We start from the raw sequence: 15,428 nt of genomic DNA on the forward strand, positions 1-15,428 counted from the left end.
TGATCGAACTGCCTGATAGATAGGTGACTATATATAGACAGCAGATAAGCACGCCTATATATGGCGACTATATGACTATATATAAGTGCGTCGGCGGCCGAGCGGATTCGACGATCGCCCCGCACGGCCCGCCCCCTTACTTTTACTTACGCTTCGCGCGGCTCTCCGCCGGAAAGATAGTGCTGCGCGGGCAGAAAGACGGCGTCACGCGAGGCAAACTCCTCCCCGCCGCGATACACGACATATCGACGTTGCGGCGCGACGCCAAGCTCGTTGCCAACAGTGGACAGATGCCTCGCGAACGTGCCGCGAGCGGTCTGACCGGACTTGATTTCGATAAGCGTCGTCTTTTGCGGATCGGACATATCAACCAAGTCCACCTCCACGCCGTTGCTGTCGCGATAGAAACACAGCTGCGGCTCCACCCCCGCATTCAAGTGCCGCTTCAGCGTCTCCTCAATAATCAGGTTCTCGAACACGTCACCGCGCCTGTCGCTTTCCAGCAGACGCTCCACGCTGGTCAGGCCCAGCAGATAGCTCAACAGCCCGGTGTCATGGAAATACAGCTTCGGGGTTTTCGTCAGTCGCTTGCGCGCGTTTGAAGCATAGGGCGGCAAAAGAAAGAGGATATAGCTTGATTCCAGAAGCGACAGCCAGGCTTTCGCCGTTTTGTAGGTGATGCCCGCTTCGGCGGCCAGATGGGCGATATTGAGCAGCTGCCCCGCACTGTGCGCGCACAGGCGCAGAAACGTGCGGAAAGCCGTCAGGTTCTCGGGGCTGACCAAGCCGGACACGTCGCGCTGAACGTATGTGGTGATGTAACTGCGGAAATACAGGTTCGGCGGCATATCCACCTCGTAGAGATGCGGGTAGCCGCCACGGAACATGAAATCGTCCAGGTTGATGTTGGTCTCGGCGGTGCTTGCCTCAGCGTAACTGAGCGGAAGAAGCTGCACGACGCCGACCCGCCCGGCCAGCGATTCGTCGATGCGATGCAGCAACAGGAAGTTCTGCGAGCCGGAAAGCACATACTGCCCCATGCTTCCGCGCTCGTCCGAGGCGGCCTGTATCTCGGCGAATATTTCGGGTGCGTACTGCGCCTCGTCGATGAAGAGGTGCTCCCCGCGCCCATGAATGAAGCCGACCGGATCCTCTTGGGCGCTTATGCGCAGGTTGCGGGTTTCCAGATTGAGATATTCGTAGTCCGGGAATTGATCTTTCAATATGGTCGATTTGCCGCTTTGCCTCGGGCCGGTGACGGAGAGCACCGGGAACCACCGGCTCATGTTCCGCAACAGCGGCGAGACTTCGCGAGGGATCATTTCGTCTTCCATCCTGTATGACAATCGTGGAGTGAAACTTATGATAATCGTGGAGTCAGACTTATGATAATCGTGGAGTGAAACTTATGATAATCGTGGAGTGGATGGTGAGAAAAGGCAATAATTGCAAGGCATGAGAGCGTATTGTATAGAGGCGGATATTATTGCGTTCAGCACCCTCACCAATCAGCGCTAGACTATGCGTCGGCCTTGCGCACCTCGATGGTTTCGATGCGGCGGCCGTCGATCTTGGTGGCGGTCATGTCGTAGCCTTCGTCCGAATGCAGCACGTCGCCGACCTCGCCCATCTTGCCGGTGTGCGCCAGGAAATAGCCGGCCACCGTCTCGTAAGGGCCGTCCTCCAGCTCGATGCCCGTCAGATCCTCGAAGTCCTCAAGCGTGGTGCCGCCTTCGATGGAGGCCACGCCGTTGACGAAGACGCTGTTGCGTTGCGTGCGCTCGCCGCCCTTCTCCTCGGGCAAGTCGTATTCGTCGCGGATGTCGCCCACCAGCTCTTCGGTCATGTCTTCGAGCGTGACAATGCCATCCGTGCCGCCGTATTCGTCGATGACGACGGCCAGGTGGATGCCGCGCTTGCGCAACAGCTCCAGGCTCGGCAGTAGTTTGGACGTGCCGGGCAGCGAGATGCCCTCACGCACCACATCGGCCACGGTTTTCGCGTTCGGATCGCGCACGTCCAGCAGGTCGCGCACATGCACGAAACCGAGTACGTCATCGAAATCCTTGCCGGTCACCGGGTAGCGCGAATACGGCTGATCGCGCACGAACGCCGCGGCTTCTTCAAGCGACAGGTTGCCGTCGATGAACACCACGTCGGCGCGCGGGCGCATCACCTCGGCCACAATCGTCTCGGAAGCGTCGAACACATCGTCGAGAATCGTGCGCTCGTCCTTGCTCAGGTTGGAGTTGGAGTTGACCAGCACGCGCAACTCGTCGTCGGAGACCTCGGATTCGGTTTCGTTCGGGTCGAAGCCGAGCAGACGAACAATACCGTTGGTGTTCTTGCCAATCAGCCAAATCAGCGGACGGCATACCTTGGAGAACACATCGATGGCCGGCACCACCGCGCGGGCGATGGCCTCGTTGCGCTGCATGGCGATGCGCTTGGGCACCAGCTCCGAAATCACGATGGAGCAATAGGAGATCACGAGCGTCACGACGATGGTGGTGATCGGCGCGGCCACGTTCTGCGGCACGCCCCAGCCCACCACCACGGGCACGATGAAGGGCGAAATCGAGGATTCACCGAACGAGGCGGACAGGAAGCCGGACAGCGTCACGCCGATTTGCACGCTGGACAGGAAGGTGTTCGGGTCGCGCGCGATTTTCGCCACGCGCGCGCCGCGGGCGTCCTCCAGTTCCATCCGGTCGATCTGCGAACCGCGCAGGCTCACCAGCGCCAGCTCGGTTCCGGCGAATACGGAACCGAGAAGCAGGAAGATAAAAATCAACAGGATGTTCAAGCCAAATGACATATTCCCACTGTATCGTTTTGGCATGTCATTGGCGCGTCATTGGCACACTATTGGCACGCCATTAGCGCACTATTGGCGCACTATTGGCACGCCAAACGCAGCTTGTTCAACGTTGGGGAGAAAATGGCGCCATGAACGTCGACGGCCTTGAGGTGCAGGTGGTGCGCAAGCCCATCAAGAATATGTACTTGCGCGTCAAGCCGCCGAGCGGAAGCGTGGTGATTTCCGCGCCGAAGCGCGTGCGCGATGGGGACATCGCCGCGTTCGTGCGCGCCAGACGCGCGTGGATCGAGGCCAACCAAAGCAAAATCAGGGCAAACGGACCCCAAGACCCCACTCAGGCAACAGTCTGGACCGACGAGTTGCGCCGGCAAGCCGCCGCCAACATCAACGCCGCCCTGCCCTCGTTGCTGGCGCGATGGGAGCCGATAGTCGGCAAGTCACCCACGCACATCACCTTGCGCGCCATGACTTCGCGCTGGGGTTCGTGCACGCCGCGCACGGGCCGCATTCGGCTGAATCTGCAACTGGGGTTGATGGATGAGCGGTTTTTGGAATATGTGTTGGTGCATGAGCTGACCCACCTGTGGGAACGCGGCCACGGCGCGGGATTCCAGCGGCGCATGAGCGTCTATCTGCCGAACTGGAAGCAGTTGCGGCGCGAACTCAGCCGGCAGAACGTGCGTTATACCAACGATTGACATGATGCCAACAATGGGTCTAGAGTGAGTTGTGCTAAATAGACATGCTGTCGAAAAGCATGCCAAACCAACGTGTCGAGTCACGATCCAACGGCGAATCATTTCTCGCGCGGAAGAGACTCGGCCACACATTGAGAAAGAAGAAAGCTCATGCTGTTTCAGGTCTACGGCGACAACGCCGTCTACCAGTGGATCGGATGGATCCTCGTATTCTGCTGTCTGATCGGTGCCAACGAACTGGCGCGCCGCACCCGAACCGGCGGCATCGTCGCGTTCATCGTGGTGCCGGCCATCCTGACCGTCTATTTCATCACCATCTACGTGGCGGCGGCCAGCGGCGCGAGCTGGGCGATCAACAACCCCACCTACGTGCACATGACCAGCTGGTTCCACTACGCCAAACTCTATGCCGCCACCGCCGGGTGCATCGGCTTCATGGCGCTCAAATACAAGTGGGGCTCCATCGGCAAATCCGAATGGTTCAAGTGCTTCCCGTTCGTGATCGTGGCCATCAACATTCTGATCGCCGTCGTCTCCGACTTTGAATCCGCCGTGCGCGCGTGGGGCACCACGTGGGTCTCCACCGAAGGCGTGACGCTGATGGGCGGCTGGCACAACGTGTTCAACGGCGTGGCGGGCCTGATCAACATCGCCTGCATGACCGGCTGGTTCGGCATCTACGTGTCGAAGAAGAAGCAGGATATGCTCTGGCCCGACATGACCTGGGTGTTCATCGTGGCTTACGACATTTGGAATTTCTGCTACACCTACAACTGCCTGCCCACCCACTCCTGGTATTGCGGCCTGGCGCTGCTGCTCGCACCCACCGTGGCGAACTTCTTCTGGAACAAGGGCGGCTGGATTCAGAACCGCGCCAACACGCTCGCGATGTGGTGCATGTTCGCGCAGGTGTTCCCGATGTTCCAGGACTACTCGAAGTTCTCAGTTCAGTCGGTGAACAATCCGAACGTGAACCTCACGGTTTCGATTCTGGCGCTCGTGGCCAACGTGCTCGCGTTCGGCTACATCATGTACCGCGCGAAGAAGCAGCATGTGAACCCGTGGCTCAATGAAGTGTTCAAGGGCACGAAGGACTACGAGCAGGCTATGGCTCGCGCTGAGTAGTTGACGCTGCCGAATAGCCAGTGCTGCCGAGCAGCCGGCATTATGGTTCTATGCGACCCCTGTTCGAGCGCAACATGCCGTGGCGGTATGTTTTGCATTTGAACAGGGGTCGTATTAAAGTGGGGCGAGTTGTCCTGCGTAGCAGAACAACATCCACGGGGCTGTAGCTCAGTTGGTAGAGCGCTTCGTTCGCATCGAAGAGGTCGTGGTTTCGACTACCATCAGCTCCACCGGCAGGGTTTTCGGAGAAATCCGAAAGCCCTTTTTTCATGCCGAAAACCCAGGAATCGCAACGTTTAAGGCACTTTGCCGGCAAACTCCCGGTGTCAACCGGTGTCAACCGAAATCAACATTTCGGGTGGTGAAACGGGGGCTTATAGGAACCAAACGTGGTGCTTAAGTTTCGGGTGAGGCCTTGCGGGAGTAGGCGTGTCGGGCTGGTTTTAATGGAGGGCTCCATTAAAACGGGGTTTTTATGGGGGCTTCGCTTTTGCGGTGTGCGACAGCCCGATGAAGAAGAACGGCAAGCCCGACAACCCCTATGACACCGGCATCCAAGCCAACAACCACGACAATCCGACCAACGAACCCGGCTTTTACATCCGCAAAGACCACGTCCGCTAACCCGGTAAAACGAATCCTAAAGCACCACGTTTGGTTCCTATAGGCCTGCAAGCTGCTGTTTTGAGCTGGTGCAGATTACGCACTAACTGGGATTCCTTACCCACTGGATACAAAAACATGCGCAAGTGCGTCGAATACACTTTTAGGTACACAAAAATGGCGTCGTGGAATCATTCTGAAGCGCATCGGCCCCGGCTTTCCCGCGCGTGCGCCGTTCGTTCCTTTTGGAAGCGGCCCTTGCCAAGGCCATCCACTTGGCATCCACCATGTCACGCGGCTTGCCGTCCGCAGGCGGCACATACGAAGGCATCGGCCTGATGCCCATTCCACTGGTGATCATGCCCCGCCCCCCTTTCATGCGCTCTCGCCGAACTTGACCGCAGTCATCTGAGCAAAAGCGACAAGGACATTTGAACAATGCACGTGAACAAAAGGATACGGCTTTCTCTGACGGCTTTCCAATCTGGGTTTGGTAATGTGGCTCTTTAGGGAATCGCCTTTTTCAGTATCGGAGGTGTGATGATGAGCATGGGCACTCAGCAGGTCATGGTCGGGTTCGATTATGACGATTACGTCGCCGCTGATGCGGTTGCGCACCGTGAGGGCAGCTCGATTTATCAGGAGCTCGTCAAGTTCCTGCAAGGCCGCACGAAGCCCGACCATCTGAGTTCCACGCCGCAACCGGACGACACCGTATTGCGCACCGAGAACGATTGGGATGCCTTCCGCACCAACATTCTTGGGGGCGCCGCCGAGTGAGCGTGGCCGTAGGGTTTTCCAGCGAGGCGAAACGCGACCTCAAACGACTGGCGAGATGGCGGCCATCGTATGCCGCCGAGCTTATCGATCTCCTGCACGACGAACTGGCGGCACACGGCCGTGTTCCCGACGGCTACGCGCCGCATGTGCTGGACAATCCGCGCGAACCATACAGCGGGTGCATGGAGTTTCATTTCATGGATGACGTGCTCGTGCTGTATTACCCGCCCAAACCGCAGGATTTCGTGCGCGTGCTCCACGTCTGCACGCATGAGGAACTGCGCGAGGGCAAATGCGGAAACGAATGGCCCCGCTAGCCGACGCCCAGAACCAAGATGCCTCGATTGGCTCCCATGAGCGTGGTTCCGGGTTTGGCGGCGTTTTCGTATTTAGGCGGATTGCGGGATGCGTGCGGATTGCCCGGATGGGTCGGCCAGGTAGGCCGCCAATGCCTTGCGGATCAGGGCGGCTCCGCTGAGATGCTCTTCTTTCGCCTGCTTGTCGGCTTTGTCGGCCATCTCGGGGGTCAGGTAGGTTTTGCGCATGACTGAAGCCTTTGCACGTGGCGCATCAGAGAGCGGCCTTCCGGCGAAAATATCGTCCAAGTCGCCAACTGTGATTGGATGGGTGGGGCGGATGACCTCACCTATAATCTGAGGGGTTTCTCTGGCGTAGGAATCTGAGAGTTCAAACCAGTCGATTTTCTGTGTCATTTTCGTTTCTCCTTACTATGTAAGTCTTATACCTTTATTCGGCCTCATCGAAGTAGTGCAACCATTCCGGGCGGCATTCCATAGCATGAAACGCCTTGCGCGTGCGCTGGGACACCAGCACCTCCACGCGACGCTCCCTGTACTCGTCCGCATAGCCGAGAAACGCCATGGCGCGATCGCCTTTCACTCTGGACTCGACCTCGAAGACGGCCACCGGGTGCCCGATCACGTAATCGATCTGCGGGCGGGTGAACCAGTGTTCATAGGCTGAGTCCTCGCAATCAAACATGAAGAATATAGTACCAGATAATAGGACTAAATAAAAGCCAGCTCATAGGTTGGGACTTTAGCGGAAAGAAAACCAAAGGTCGGTGCATTTATAACTTTTGGGACGAGGGCACCCCCTTCAGCGCACGAATAGGAAAGTCCCTATCAGGACACATAGTGGAGATGCAACCTGCGAAGTGGAAGGAGGGGTCATGGCAAGGAAACCTACTGCCGAAGAAATCAAGAAGATGCGCCAGGTGTACGGTCTTTGGACGGAACGCGATAAGCGAATCTCCAAAATTGCCTTTGATGCCCGCCTCAAGAGGTCTGAGGATTTTCGTAGTGAGCGAACGCGAATTACGATGGCATGATCTAACCGAAGACTATTGGGATGATATATGCTCCATGTCGTGCGTTCATCCTGCGCTTTCCGGCGGTCGGCATAAGGGGTCTTTCCCGTAGGAAGAGGAAATTCAGGCGTTTCTTTCGTATATACCGTTCGTAAGCAATCTGGAGTTTGAGAGGTTTAGGCTTGCGCCGGTTCGATGACCAGTCGCCCTCCCAAGGCCGCGACGACTTTGGCGATGGTGCGGAAGCTGGGGTTGCCGGAACGGTCGAGGCTCTTGTACAGGCTTTCGCGCCCGACCCCGGCTTCTTTGGCGATCTGCCCCATGCCTCGCGCTTTGGCAACGTCGCCGATAGCCGCTTGCAGTAGGGCGGGGTCGTTCAGTTCTGCGGCGGCGTTGAGGTATGCGATTGCGTCCTGTTCGGTGTCGATGTATTCGCTTGCATCCCAGCGGCCGATGTTCACCATTGTTTGTCCTTCCTGAGTTGGTCGAGCATTCTTTGCGCACGTTTGACGTCGCGGCTTTGTCCGCTTTTGTCTCCACCGGCGAGCAGGAGCATGAGCGTATCGCCTTTCTGAGCGAAGTAGACGCGATACCCCGAACCGAAGTGGAAGCGGAGTTCGCTTACGCCACCGCCTACCGGGTGCAGGTCGACAGTGGGTTGCCCGCTGTCTCGCACAGTTTGAGTCTTGCGTTGATTCGGGCTTTGGCGTTGGTGTCGCGCAATCGGCGGAACCATGCATCGTATTCGTCGGTTTTCAGTATCTGCACACCACTTATTGTATCCCACAAGATACAATAAGGCAAGTGGGCCACTAGCCAACTACCCTGTCCCTGCCCGACGCCCAGAACCAAGACGCTTCGGATCAACTCGGTGGCTTGGACACTTGCCGCCAGTTTCCTGCACCTCAATGAAATAAGCGGGCAAGCGATCTCATATCGACATACCGATGCCCACCACCTTATAGGCTTTCAACCGCCCCGCGTTTATCATGTCGCACACGTGCTGACGGGAACAACGCAGGTATGTGGGGGTTCCGGACGATTTTCTGGACACTTTAGGCTGCGTATCCTAAAGATAGTCGGTATTCTTCCGGGCTTTTCCAGCCCAGGGATTTCTTTCTTCGTCGTTTGTTGTGGTAGCGGATGTATTCGTCGAGTCTTTCGTTGAACTCCTCGAACGTCACGCCTTCCCAGATCCTGTGGTGGAAGAACTCGTTTTTGAGCCGCCCGAAGAACCCCTCGCAGGCCGCGTTGTCCGGCGAACATGCCTTCCTCGACATCGACCGGGTGATTCCGTTCTCTCTGCATATCTCGATCCATTCGGGCCGCCGTCAGATGCGCATACCTCCTTCGAACAGGCCCGGCCGACTCGCTCCTCCAACGACGAAGCGTTCTGACGCTGACAACACCCAGCTTTCGCGCGGCCTTACTGCAAGACCCATTGTTTTCCGCAAGGACCCTCAGAGCTTTGGCCTTGAACTCCCCACTGTACATAAACAATCTCCTTTCATGCTTCCCCACATGTCCAGAAAATCGTCCGAAACCCCCACCGGCAGGGGGCAAATACGATGGACGACACGGTGGAAACCCGCGCGCAACGCGTTCGCCGTCACCTTCGCCGACCGCTGGCCGCTGGCCGGGCGAAGAAACACAACAACAATAAAAACACCAATTACACACCCAACGAGACAGCCCCCCTATAACCCGTAAAATAAAATAGGAGTTGACAGTATGATATGAAAGATCAAACTTTGACAGACAAACAGACAGAGTATAACGCTATTGATTTAGCAAAATTTATATGTGCGCTACTTGTTGTATCAATACATGTACCTCCGTTTGGTTTAACAGATAACGAGACGCTACGATTGCTTAATTATGGGATTCGAGCGTGCTTAGCAAGAATAGCGGTACCATTTTTCTTTGTTTCGTCTGGATTTTTATTATACCGAAAATCATCGTTAGAAAAATTTTCGTTGGATCGAACAAAACTGTATGTTGCTAAATTGATAAGGCTATACGTTATCTGGACACTGATTTATTGTCCTCTCAAAATCAAAGCTATAAAAGCGGATGAGGAGGGGATCATTCACGGCGTCCTTGCTTATTGCAGGGAAATTGTGTTTAAAGGCAGTTATACGCAATTATGGTATTTTCCGGCATTGATTTTTTCTGTTGTCGTTATATCATACCTTTTATCAAGAAAAATAAGCCTTAGAAAAATAGTTATAGTAGCATTTTGTTTTTACATGGTAGGACTGCTTGCGCAAAGTTGGTTCGGCATCATTAAACCCTTGCAGTTCAATGCGCCTAAGCTATGGCACTTTTTAGAGGTTATAGAGAAGATAATCTTTACAACGCGTGATGGATTATTTGAAGGGCTTTTATTTGTCGGAATGGGGGCAACTGTTGCGTTTTATGGCTTTAAATTGCCACAAAGAAACGCATTGATTGGTTTTCTTGCTTCATATTTTCTGATGTTTATTGAAGCCTTAGCTCTTAAATACTTTGATTTTGTAAGAGCTATGGACATGTATATTTTTTGGTTCCTCTAACGTGGTTTGCATTTGGCTTGATTGTGAATTATCGAATTCCAAGTAATAGTACTATTTTTAAAACACTTAGAACATTAAGCTCCTTAATATTCTATATTCATTTGTGGATAAAATGGTTTATCATTAAATTTTTTACCATAATTGGTTTTGACATTGAAAAAACGTGTCTTTTATTTATCCTGACAGTTAGCGTAAGCATTGCTGTTGCGTATGCGATTTACAAAGTATCTAACTATGAGCGGTTTAATTGGCTTAAAAAATTGTATTCATAGTAGATGGATTTCATCCAAAGAAAAAGGCAGCTTTGGCATCACATTCCTGAAACAACCGATACTTGCCCTGATTGTGGTATGCGTGAAGTATTCGCCACTTTCGGCTGTGAAAGCAGGAAACAGAAAGGAAGGCATGTGGGCATCTACCGTGATCTGCTCTTCTCGTTTGATTTCGTCGAAGCCTGTCGAGAAGACCCACCCGGTTTCGCAATGCTGAAGCTTGCCGAATCGGGATTCAACAAAAACTACAGAAGTACGGCTTGGTGGGGAAAATAACGTCACGTAAACAAGCTAAAGCGAAATGCTACAATGCACTGACCAATCTATGTGTATATAATGTATACACATCTATGGGAGGAGCCGTCATGGGCACATCGACACTCGTGAAATGGGGTAACGGGCAAGGGGTCCGCATCAGCCGCGACATCATGGAAAGCATGGGCATGAGCATTGGGGACCGGCTCGAGGTGCAAGTGCGCGACGGCAACATCGTCATGACGCCAAAGCGCACGCGCACCATCACCATCCCAGACTTTCAGACAATGTTCGCAAACTACCACGGCCCGCAAGCCTCGGAAGATGGCTTCGCCTCGCCTCAAGGCAGGGAACTGCTATGAACACCTATCATTATGGCGACATCCTGTGGGTCGACCTCGATCCCGCAGCCGGGCATGAGCAGCGCAAACGCAGGCCGGTCATCGTCGTCAGCAACGATGCGTACAACCGCTTCAACAACTTGACCATGACAGTTCCCATTACCAGCAATCGCGAATACCCTCTTCATATTGACGTCGGCACCATCCCCACTGAAACCAGCGGGGAGATTCATGGCTGGGCAGAAGTCGAACAACTCAAATCACTGGACCTCCCCTCGCGGCATGCGCAAGTGGTCGGCGAACTTGATGACGAAACCATGAATCGCATCACGGATATGACATTAGGCTGCCTCCTGCAGCCGACCATGCGCGTCGAAAGCCTCGCGTAGAAAATCGAATATCGCCTCATTGGCATATTGGGCTTCGGCTGATCTGAACGTTAGCTCCGGGTTTTTCTTGAGTTCTTTTGCGGGTTTTGTACTGTCCCTGAACGCGGGGATACTGGGAGCATGAGCGATGAGCATGGGATGATTGAGCGCGCGGGCATGGTGGTGCTGGCGGCCACACCGATCGGGAATGTGGCGGACGCCTCCGAACGGCTCAAGACACTGCTGGCGCACGCCGACATCGTGGCCGCGGAGGACACGCGCCGCCTGTACGACCTGGCGAATCGGCTGGGTGTGCATGTGGGCGGCAAGGTCGTCGCCTATCACGACCATAACGAGCGCGACAAGGCCGACGGGCTGCTCGACCAAGTCGAATCGCAGGACGCCACGGTGCTGGTCGTGTCCGACGCGGGCATGCCCACCATCAACGACCCCGGCTTGGCGATTGTGCGCCGAGCCATCGAGCGGGGGCTCAGCGTCACGTGCGCGCCAGGGCCGAGCGCGGTGCTCGATGCGCTGGCGCTCTCGGGCTTGCCCACCGACCGCTTCTGCTACGAGGGCTTCCTGCCGCGCAAGCATTCCGAACGCACGCAATACCTAAGAACCCTGCAAGGCGAACGCCGCACGATGGTGTTCTACGAAACGCTGCACCGCATCGCCGAATCGATGGAGGATCTGCTCGATGCCTTCGGCCCGAATCGCCCGATGGCTTTGTGCCGCGAACTGACCAAGGATTACGAACAGGTGCGGCGCGGCACCATTGTGGACATCCGCAACAGCGTGCAAGCCGACCCGCCTCGCGGCGAAATGGTGCTGGTGGTCGGCGGCGCATCCGACAAAGAGGCCAGCGAGGCTGCGCCGAACAGCCTGTCCATCGAGGAGCTGGCCGTGCTCGCCATCGACCGCGCGCTGGAAGACGGCTTGCGCATCAAGGAGGCCATCGGTCAGGTGGTGGACGAGCATCCGCTGCCCGACGGTTCGCTGCCCAACCGCAAGAAGGTGTATGCGGCGGTGCTTGACATCAAGGGACAATAAATAGGGGCAATAATAAATAAGGACCGCTTCAACCGGGTCTCAACCGAGCTTCAATCGGCGCGGGACGCATCCAGAGAATCCAGCGAATCAAGCAACACCTTCAACGCACGATGCACACCCGGCCCGCCCGTCTGCGATATGTATTCGAGCAAGTGCGCGTCGGCCTTGGGGTTCACCACCAGCCAGCGCCTCAAGTCGGGCACATAGCGCGCGATATGCCACAACACCTCCATATCGGTGTCAGGGTCGGCGGCCACACAAGGCGTCAGCAGCAGTGGCGGCAAGGGTGGGTCCAGCTCGGGCCGGCGAGATGCCGCCCGCGTCCCGGCGCCAGCACCCGCACCGGCACCAGCCTCGGCGCCAATCCCGCCCAACCGTTCGAGACGGCCAGCCCTAGTGAGCGAGCGCAACCGCCGGGTTTTGCGCTTCATCGACCGGTGTCCTTTCCTCTTTGCATTCGCTGTAATACAGACGAACGGTGTTGAAAAAGGCATGGGCGCGCGGCACCGTGGCCATGCAGGGGTTCTCGTTCAGAATCTGTATGCAATCGTCGGGGCTGAAATGGTACGTCTGCATGAAATCGACCATCTGATCGACGAATGTGGTCGGGCCGGGCCGTCCGCTGAACATCGAAGCGATATCACAAGCCGTGCGTTGCGGGCTGGTGATGCTTAAATCCCCGATTGTCGTCATATGCACCTTGGCGATTTTGCGCGAGAAGACGCGAACGCGCCGACCGTGCCGCATCGTGCGGTAATGCGAATTCGACAGCACATCCAGTGTGGTGGGGAAATCACCACCCATCCACACCCATAGCGCGGTGAGTGCGCACGCGGCGGTGGGGAAGGGGATGAGCGCCTGTACGATAAGCGCGCGGCCATATAAGGTGTTGGCATGCTCGGACCAATATCCGCTGCTGGTATCAAGCACACGAACCGTGCCCATGCGCGCCAGCCGATTGAGGCTTAGGGGCCCGGGAAGGTCGCGCTCGTGCAGCACGGGCGGAATTATGGGAGTCATCATCGTTGAAGTTTCCATGGTCAGACCATATACCTCCTGACGAGCGTGCGCTACGGACTCTTGGGAAAATGTGAGTTTGTGGATAAGCAACGGGCTGCGGCATGGAAAAATGTGCACAAGTCTGTGCGTCATTTTCGTTTTCTGCCGAGCTTTGTGGAGGCCCTCGAGGTTATCCATAGTTATCCACAGGTGTCCCCGCCGCGCCGGATAATCGGGCTTTATGAGTCATATTCTGGTGAATGTCGCATGGCCGTACGCAAATGGCCCCCGTCACATCGGCCATGTGGCCGGCTTTGGCGTGCCGTCGGACGTGTACGCGCGCTACGAGCGCATGAAGGGCAACGACGTGCTGATGGTGTCGGGCACGGATGAACACGGCACCCCCATTCTCGTGGAGGCGGAGAAGGAGGGCCTGAGCGCCCAGGAGCTGGCGAATCGCTACAATCGCGTCATCGCCAAGGATTTGTGCGATTTGGGCTTGAGCTACGATCTGTTCACCCGCACCACCACCGGCAATCACGAGCAGGTGGTGCAGGAGCTGTTCAAGCAGTGCCTCGCCAATGGCTATATTTATAAGGGCACCCAGCAGGTGGCCATCTCACCTTCGACCGGCCGCACATTGCCCGACCGCTATATCGAGGGCGAATGCCCGATCTGCCACACGCAAGGCGCGCGCGGCGACCAGTGCGACGTCTGCGGCAACGAGCTCGACCCGGACGAGCTGATCAACCCCGTCTCCAAAATCAACGGCGAAACCCCACGTTTCGAGCAGACCGAGCATTTCTTCCTCGACCTGCCGGCGCTGGCCGAGGCGAACCTCGCCTGGCTCAATACCCGCGAGGGCTGGCGCACCAACGTCATCAACTTCTCCAAGGGTCTGTTCAAGGAGGTCAAGCCGCGCGCCATCACGCGCGACATCGACTGGGGCATCCCGGTGCCGGTGGACGGCTGGATCGACAACCCGAACAAGAAGCTGTATGTGTGGTTCGACGCGGTGATTGGCTATCTGTCGGCCTCCATCGAATGGGCACGGCGCAAGGGCGAGCCCGAAGCGTGGCGCGAATGGTGGAACAATCCCGAAGCCCCCGCCTACTATTTCATGGGTAAGGACAACATCACCTTCCATTCGCAGATTTGGCCCTCCGAAATGCTCGCCTACAACGGCCAGGGTTCCAAGGGCGGCGAGACGGGCGAATATGGCCCGCTGAACATGCCCGAGCAGGTGGTGGCAAGCGAGTTCATGACAATGGAGGGCAAGAAGTTCTCCTCCTCGCGCGGCATCGTGATTTATGTCAAGGACATCCTCGCGCGCTACCCGGTGGACGCCGTGCGCTATTACATCTCCATCGCCGGCCCCGAAAGCTCCGACTCCGACTTCACTTGGGCCGAGTTCGTGCGTCACAACAACGAGGAGCTGGCCGCATCCTGGGGCAATCTGGTCAATCGCGTGGCCAATCTTGTCGCCAAGAACTTCGGTGAGATTCCGCCGTTGGACGAGGCTTCGATGACCGCTGAAGACCGCGCGCTGCTGGCCGAAACGGCGGGTGCTTTCGACACGGTGGGTGGTTATATCGACAGCCACCATCAGAAGGCCGCGCTGCTTGAGGCGATGCGCGTGGTGGGTGAGATCAACAAATACATCTCCGCCACCGAACCTTGGAAAATCAAGGATGATCAGGCGCGGCTGGGCACGGTGCTGCATGTGGCGGCCCAAGCCGTTTCGGACGCGAACCACTTGCTCGCCCCGTTCCTGCCGCACGCTTCGCAGAAGGTGTTCGAAGCGCTGGGCGGCAAAGGCACCTTCTCGCCGTTGCCGCGCTTGGAAGAGGTCGAGGATCTGGACAAGCCGAACTTCTCCTATCCGATCATCACCGGCGATTATGTGTTGGGCGAGACGGTGCACCCTTGGCGGAGCGAACCCATCGAGGTTGGCGCGCCTGTGGCCAAGCCGACGCCGATTTTCGCGAAGATTCCGCCCGAGGCCGTCGAGGAGGAACTGGCTCGTTTCGACGAAGCGCTGGCCGCCCGCCGCGAGGCCGAGGCACAGCGTCTCGCCGCCGAGAAAGCCAAGCTCGAGGGCTGAGGGGCTGACAGGCTGACAGGGCTGGCGAAACCGATAGCATCACAAACTCGTTACAAATTGCCAAGAAGATTTTCAGGAAGGGGTATCATTACGCCAAGGAAATGGCGTTTATATAGAACATGTC

Annotated in this window: 19 protein-coding genes, 1 tRNA gene and 3 pseudogenes; 12 read left to right on the plus strand and 11 right to left on the minus strand. The window is 56.6% G+C overall.

The window, feature by feature from the left end:
* Window positions 1-146 precede the first annotated feature (146 nt).
* Window positions 147-1,322 carry an ATP-binding protein gene (locus tag G1C94_RS06810; RefSeq protein ID WP_172146730.1) on the minus strand — a complete coding sequence of 392 codons (1,176 nt, stop codon included), beginning with the start codon at window positions 1,320-1,322 and terminating at the stop codon, window positions 147-149.
* Window positions 1,323-1,519: 197 nt separating this feature from the next.
* Window positions 1,520-2,818, minus strand: coding sequence for a hemolysin family protein (locus G1C94_RS06815; protein WP_172146732.1), 1,299 nt, complete (start codon window positions 2,816-2,818; stop codon window positions 1,520-1,522).
* Window positions 2,819-2,949: 131 nt separating this feature from the next.
* Here G1C94_RS06815 and G1C94_RS06820 point away from each other — a divergent pair, with 131 nt between their 5' ends.
* From G1C94_RS06820 to G1C94_RS06830, 3 genes are all read left to right on the plus strand, one after another.
* Window positions 2,950-3,519, plus strand: coding sequence for a M48 family metallopeptidase (locus tag G1C94_RS06820; protein ID WP_172146733.1), 570 nt, complete (start codon window positions 2,950-2,952; stop codon window positions 3,517-3,519).
* A gap of 150 nt (window positions 3,520-3,669) precedes the next feature.
* Window positions 3,670-4,644: a DUF5692 family protein gene (locus G1C94_RS06825; protein ID WP_172146734.1), complete on the plus strand. Its 975-nt coding sequence runs from the start codon at window positions 3,670-3,672 to the stop codon at window positions 4,642-4,644.
* A 157-nt stretch (window positions 4,645-4,801) separates the two neighbouring features.
* Window positions 4,802-4,874: transfer RNA gene (locus tag G1C94_RS06830), tRNA-Ala, on the plus strand.
* Window positions 4,875-5,410: 536 nt separating this feature from the next.
* On the opposite strand, the gene G1C94_RS06835 is transcribed toward G1C94_RS06830, so the two are convergent.
* A complete protein-coding gene (locus G1C94_RS06835; RefSeq protein ID WP_172146735.1) occupies window positions 5,411-5,608 on the minus strand; it encodes a hypothetical protein in 198 nt (65 codons plus the stop codon).
* Window positions 5,609-5,790: 182 nt separating this feature from the next.
* On the opposite strand from G1C94_RS06835, the gene G1C94_RS06840 reads away from it, so the two are divergent.
* Window positions 5,791-6,027 (plus strand): hypothetical protein, encoded by a 237-nt coding sequence (locus G1C94_RS06840; protein ID WP_172146737.1) that lies wholly within the window; start codon window positions 5,791-5,793, stop codon window positions 6,025-6,027.
* Window positions 6,024-6,344, plus strand: a complete 321-nt coding sequence (locus tag G1C94_RS06845; protein WP_172146745.1) for a type II toxin-antitoxin system YafQ family toxin — start codon at window positions 6,024-6,026, stop codon at window positions 6,342-6,344. The genes G1C94_RS06840 and G1C94_RS06845 overlap by 4 nt, the downstream gene beginning before the upstream one ends.
* A 72-nt stretch (window positions 6,345-6,416) precedes the next feature.
* On the opposite strand, the gene G1C94_RS06850 is transcribed toward G1C94_RS06845, so the two are convergent.
* A complete protein-coding gene (locus G1C94_RS06850; RefSeq protein WP_172146747.1) occupies window positions 6,417-6,740 on the minus strand; it encodes a hypothetical protein in 324 nt (107 codons plus the stop codon).
* Window positions 6,741-6,774: 34 nt separating this feature from the next.
* Window positions 6,775-7,029 (minus strand): hypothetical protein, encoded by a 255-nt coding sequence (locus tag G1C94_RS06855; RefSeq protein ID WP_172146749.1) that lies wholly within the window; start codon window positions 7,027-7,029, stop codon window positions 6,775-6,777.
* Window positions 7,030-7,219: 190 nt separating this feature from the next.
* Here G1C94_RS06855 and G1C94_RS06860 point away from each other — a divergent pair, with 190 nt between their 5' ends.
* Entirely contained in the window at window positions 7,220-7,378 is a 159-nt protein-coding gene (locus G1C94_RS06860; protein ID WP_172146751.1) for a hypothetical protein, read from the plus strand.
* A gap of 155 nt (window positions 7,379-7,533) precedes the next feature.
* On the opposite strand, the gene G1C94_RS06865 is transcribed toward G1C94_RS06860, so the two are convergent.
* The 4 genes and pseudogenes from G1C94_RS06865 to G1C94_RS07990 all read right to left on the minus strand — a co-directional run.
* Complete coding sequence (locus G1C94_RS06865; protein WP_172146754.1) at window positions 7,534-7,821, minus strand: addiction module antidote protein; 288 nt, start codon at window positions 7,819-7,821, stop codon at window positions 7,534-7,536.
* Complete coding sequence (locus G1C94_RS06870) at window positions 7,815-8,093, minus strand: type II toxin-antitoxin system RelE/ParE family toxin (RefSeq protein WP_301538554.1); 279 nt, start codon at window positions 8,091-8,093, stop codon at window positions 7,815-7,817. The genes G1C94_RS06865 and G1C94_RS06870 overlap by 7 nt, the downstream gene beginning before the upstream one ends.
* A gap of 319 nt (window positions 8,094-8,412) precedes the next feature.
* Window positions 8,413-8,688 (minus strand): annotated as a pseudogene (locus G1C94_RS06875) (IS3 family transposase); the annotation flags it as partial.
* A 46-nt stretch (window positions 8,689-8,734) separates the two neighbouring features.
* Window positions 8,735-8,851, minus strand: a pseudogene (locus tag G1C94_RS07990) (helix-turn-helix domain-containing protein); the annotation flags it as partial.
* A 242-nt stretch (window positions 8,852-9,093) separates the two neighbouring features.
* Here G1C94_RS07990 and G1C94_RS06880 point away from each other — a divergent pair.
* The 5 genes and pseudogenes from G1C94_RS06880 to rsmI all read left to right on the plus strand — a co-directional run.
* The gene (locus G1C94_RS06880; protein WP_172146760.1) at window positions 9,094-9,912 is read left to right on the plus strand and encodes an acyltransferase family protein; all 819 of its coding nucleotides are present in this window, start codon (window positions 9,094-9,096) and stop codon (window positions 9,910-9,912) included.
* A 275-nt stretch (window positions 9,913-10,187) separates the two neighbouring features.
* Window positions 10,188-10,460: a hypothetical protein gene (locus tag G1C94_RS06885; protein ID WP_172146763.1), complete on the plus strand. Its 273-nt coding sequence runs from the start codon at window positions 10,188-10,190 to the stop codon at window positions 10,458-10,460.
* 89 nt (window positions 10,461-10,549) lie between these two features.
* Window positions 10,550-10,801: an AbrB/MazE/SpoVT family DNA-binding domain-containing protein gene (locus tag G1C94_RS06890; RefSeq protein WP_172146766.1), complete on the plus strand. Its 252-nt coding sequence runs from the start codon at window positions 10,550-10,552 to the stop codon at window positions 10,799-10,801.
* Window positions 10,798-11,169 (plus strand): type II toxin-antitoxin system PemK/MazF family toxin, encoded by a 372-nt coding sequence (locus G1C94_RS06895; RefSeq protein WP_172146769.1) that lies wholly within the window; start codon window positions 10,798-10,800, stop codon window positions 11,167-11,169. The genes G1C94_RS06890 and G1C94_RS06895 overlap by 4 nt, the downstream gene beginning before the upstream one ends.
* A 93-nt stretch (window positions 11,170-11,262) precedes the next feature.
* A pseudogene (gene rsmI / locus G1C94_RS06900) lies at window positions 11,263-12,201 on the plus strand (16S rRNA (cytidine(1402)-2'-O)-methyltransferase); the annotation flags it as partial.
* Window positions 12,202-12,251: 50 nt separating this feature from the next.
* On the opposite strand, the gene G1C94_RS07855 reads toward rsmI, so the two are convergent.
* Both G1C94_RS07855 and G1C94_RS06910 read right to left on the minus strand, forming a co-directional pair.
* Window positions 12,252-12,632, minus strand: a complete 381-nt coding sequence (locus G1C94_RS07855) for a variant leucine-rich repeat-containing protein (protein WP_253902369.1) — start codon at window positions 12,630-12,632, stop codon at window positions 12,252-12,254.
* Entirely contained in the window at window positions 12,595-13,224 is a 630-nt protein-coding gene (locus tag G1C94_RS06910) for a hypothetical protein (protein ID WP_172146775.1), read from the minus strand. Before G1C94_RS06910 ends, G1C94_RS07855 begins: the two co-directional genes overlap by 38 nt.
* A 217-nt stretch (window positions 13,225-13,441) precedes the next feature.
* Between G1C94_RS06910 and metG the strand changes: the two genes are divergently transcribed.
* Window positions 13,442-15,304, plus strand: coding sequence for a methionine--tRNA ligase (gene metG, locus G1C94_RS06915; protein WP_172146777.1), 1,863 nt, complete (start codon window positions 13,442-13,444; stop codon window positions 15,302-15,304).
* The last annotated feature ends 124 nt before the right edge of the window (window positions 15,305-15,428 follow it).

This window comes from Bifidobacterium panos, from assembly GCF_012932445.1.
GTDB classification, from domain to species: Bacteria; Actinomycetota; Actinomycetes; order Actinomycetales; family Bifidobacteriaceae; genus Bifidobacterium; species Bifidobacterium panos.

Coding starts and splice junctions, on each gene's coding strand:
- G1C94_RS06810 (WP_172146730.1), bottom strand. CDS start 1,322: ATGATCCCTCGCGAAGTCTCGCCGCTGTTGCGGAACATGAGCCGGTGG.
- G1C94_RS06815 (WP_172146732.1), bottom strand. CDS start 2,818: ATGTCATTTGGCTTGAACATCCTGTTGATTTTTATCTTCCTGCTTCTC.
- G1C94_RS06820 (WP_172146733.1), top strand. CDS start 2,950: ATGAACGTCGACGGCCTTGAGGTGCAGGTGGTGCGCAAGCCCATCAAG.
- G1C94_RS06825 (WP_172146734.1), top strand. CDS start 3,670: ATGCTGTTTCAGGTCTACGGCGACAACGCCGTCTACCAGTGGATCGGA.
- G1C94_RS06835 (WP_172146735.1), bottom strand. CDS start 5,608: ATGATCACCAGTGGAATGGGCATCAGGCCGATGCCTTCGTATGTGCCG.
- G1C94_RS06840 (WP_172146737.1), top strand. CDS start 5,791: ATGAGCATGGGCACTCAGCAGGTCATGGTCGGGTTCGATTATGACGAT.
- G1C94_RS06850 (WP_172146747.1), bottom strand. CDS start 6,740: ATGACACAGAAAATCGACTGGTTTGAACTCTCAGATTCCTACGCCAGA.
- G1C94_RS06855 (WP_172146749.1), bottom strand. CDS start 7,029: ATGTTTGATTGCGAGGACTCAGCCTATGAACACTGGTTCACCCGCCCG.
- G1C94_RS06860 (WP_172146751.1), top strand. CDS start 7,220: ATGGCAAGGAAACCTACTGCCGAAGAAATCAAGAAGATGCGCCAGGTG.
- G1C94_RS06865 (WP_172146754.1), bottom strand. CDS start 7,821: ATGGTGAACATCGGCCGCTGGGATGCAAGCGAATACATCGACACCGAA.
- G1C94_RS06870 (WP_301538554.1), bottom strand. CDS start 8,093: ATGGTTCCGCCGATTGCGCGACACCAACGCCAAAGCCCGAATCAACGC.
- G1C94_RS06880 (WP_172146760.1), top strand. CDS start 9,094: ATGAAAGATCAAACTTTGACAGACAAACAGACAGAGTATAACGCTATT.
- G1C94_RS06885 (WP_172146763.1), top strand. CDS start 10,188: ATGGATTTCATCCAAAGAAAAAGGCAGCTTTGGCATCACATTCCTGAA.
- G1C94_RS06890 (WP_172146766.1), top strand. CDS start 10,550: ATGGGCACATCGACACTCGTGAAATGGGGTAACGGGCAAGGGGTCCGC.
- G1C94_RS06895 (WP_172146769.1), top strand. CDS start 10,798: ATGAACACCTATCATTATGGCGACATCCTGTGGGTCGACCTCGATCCC.
- G1C94_RS07855 (WP_253902369.1), bottom strand. CDS start 12,632: ATGAAGCGCAAAACCCGGCGGTTGCGCTCGCTCACTAGGGCTGGCCGT.
- G1C94_RS06910 (WP_172146775.1), bottom strand. CDS start 13,224: ATGATGACTCCCATAATTCCGCCCGTGCTGCACGAGCGCGACCTTCCC.
- metG (WP_172146777.1), top strand. CDS start 13,442: ATGAGTCATATTCTGGTGAATGTCGCATGGCCGTACGCAAATGGCCCC.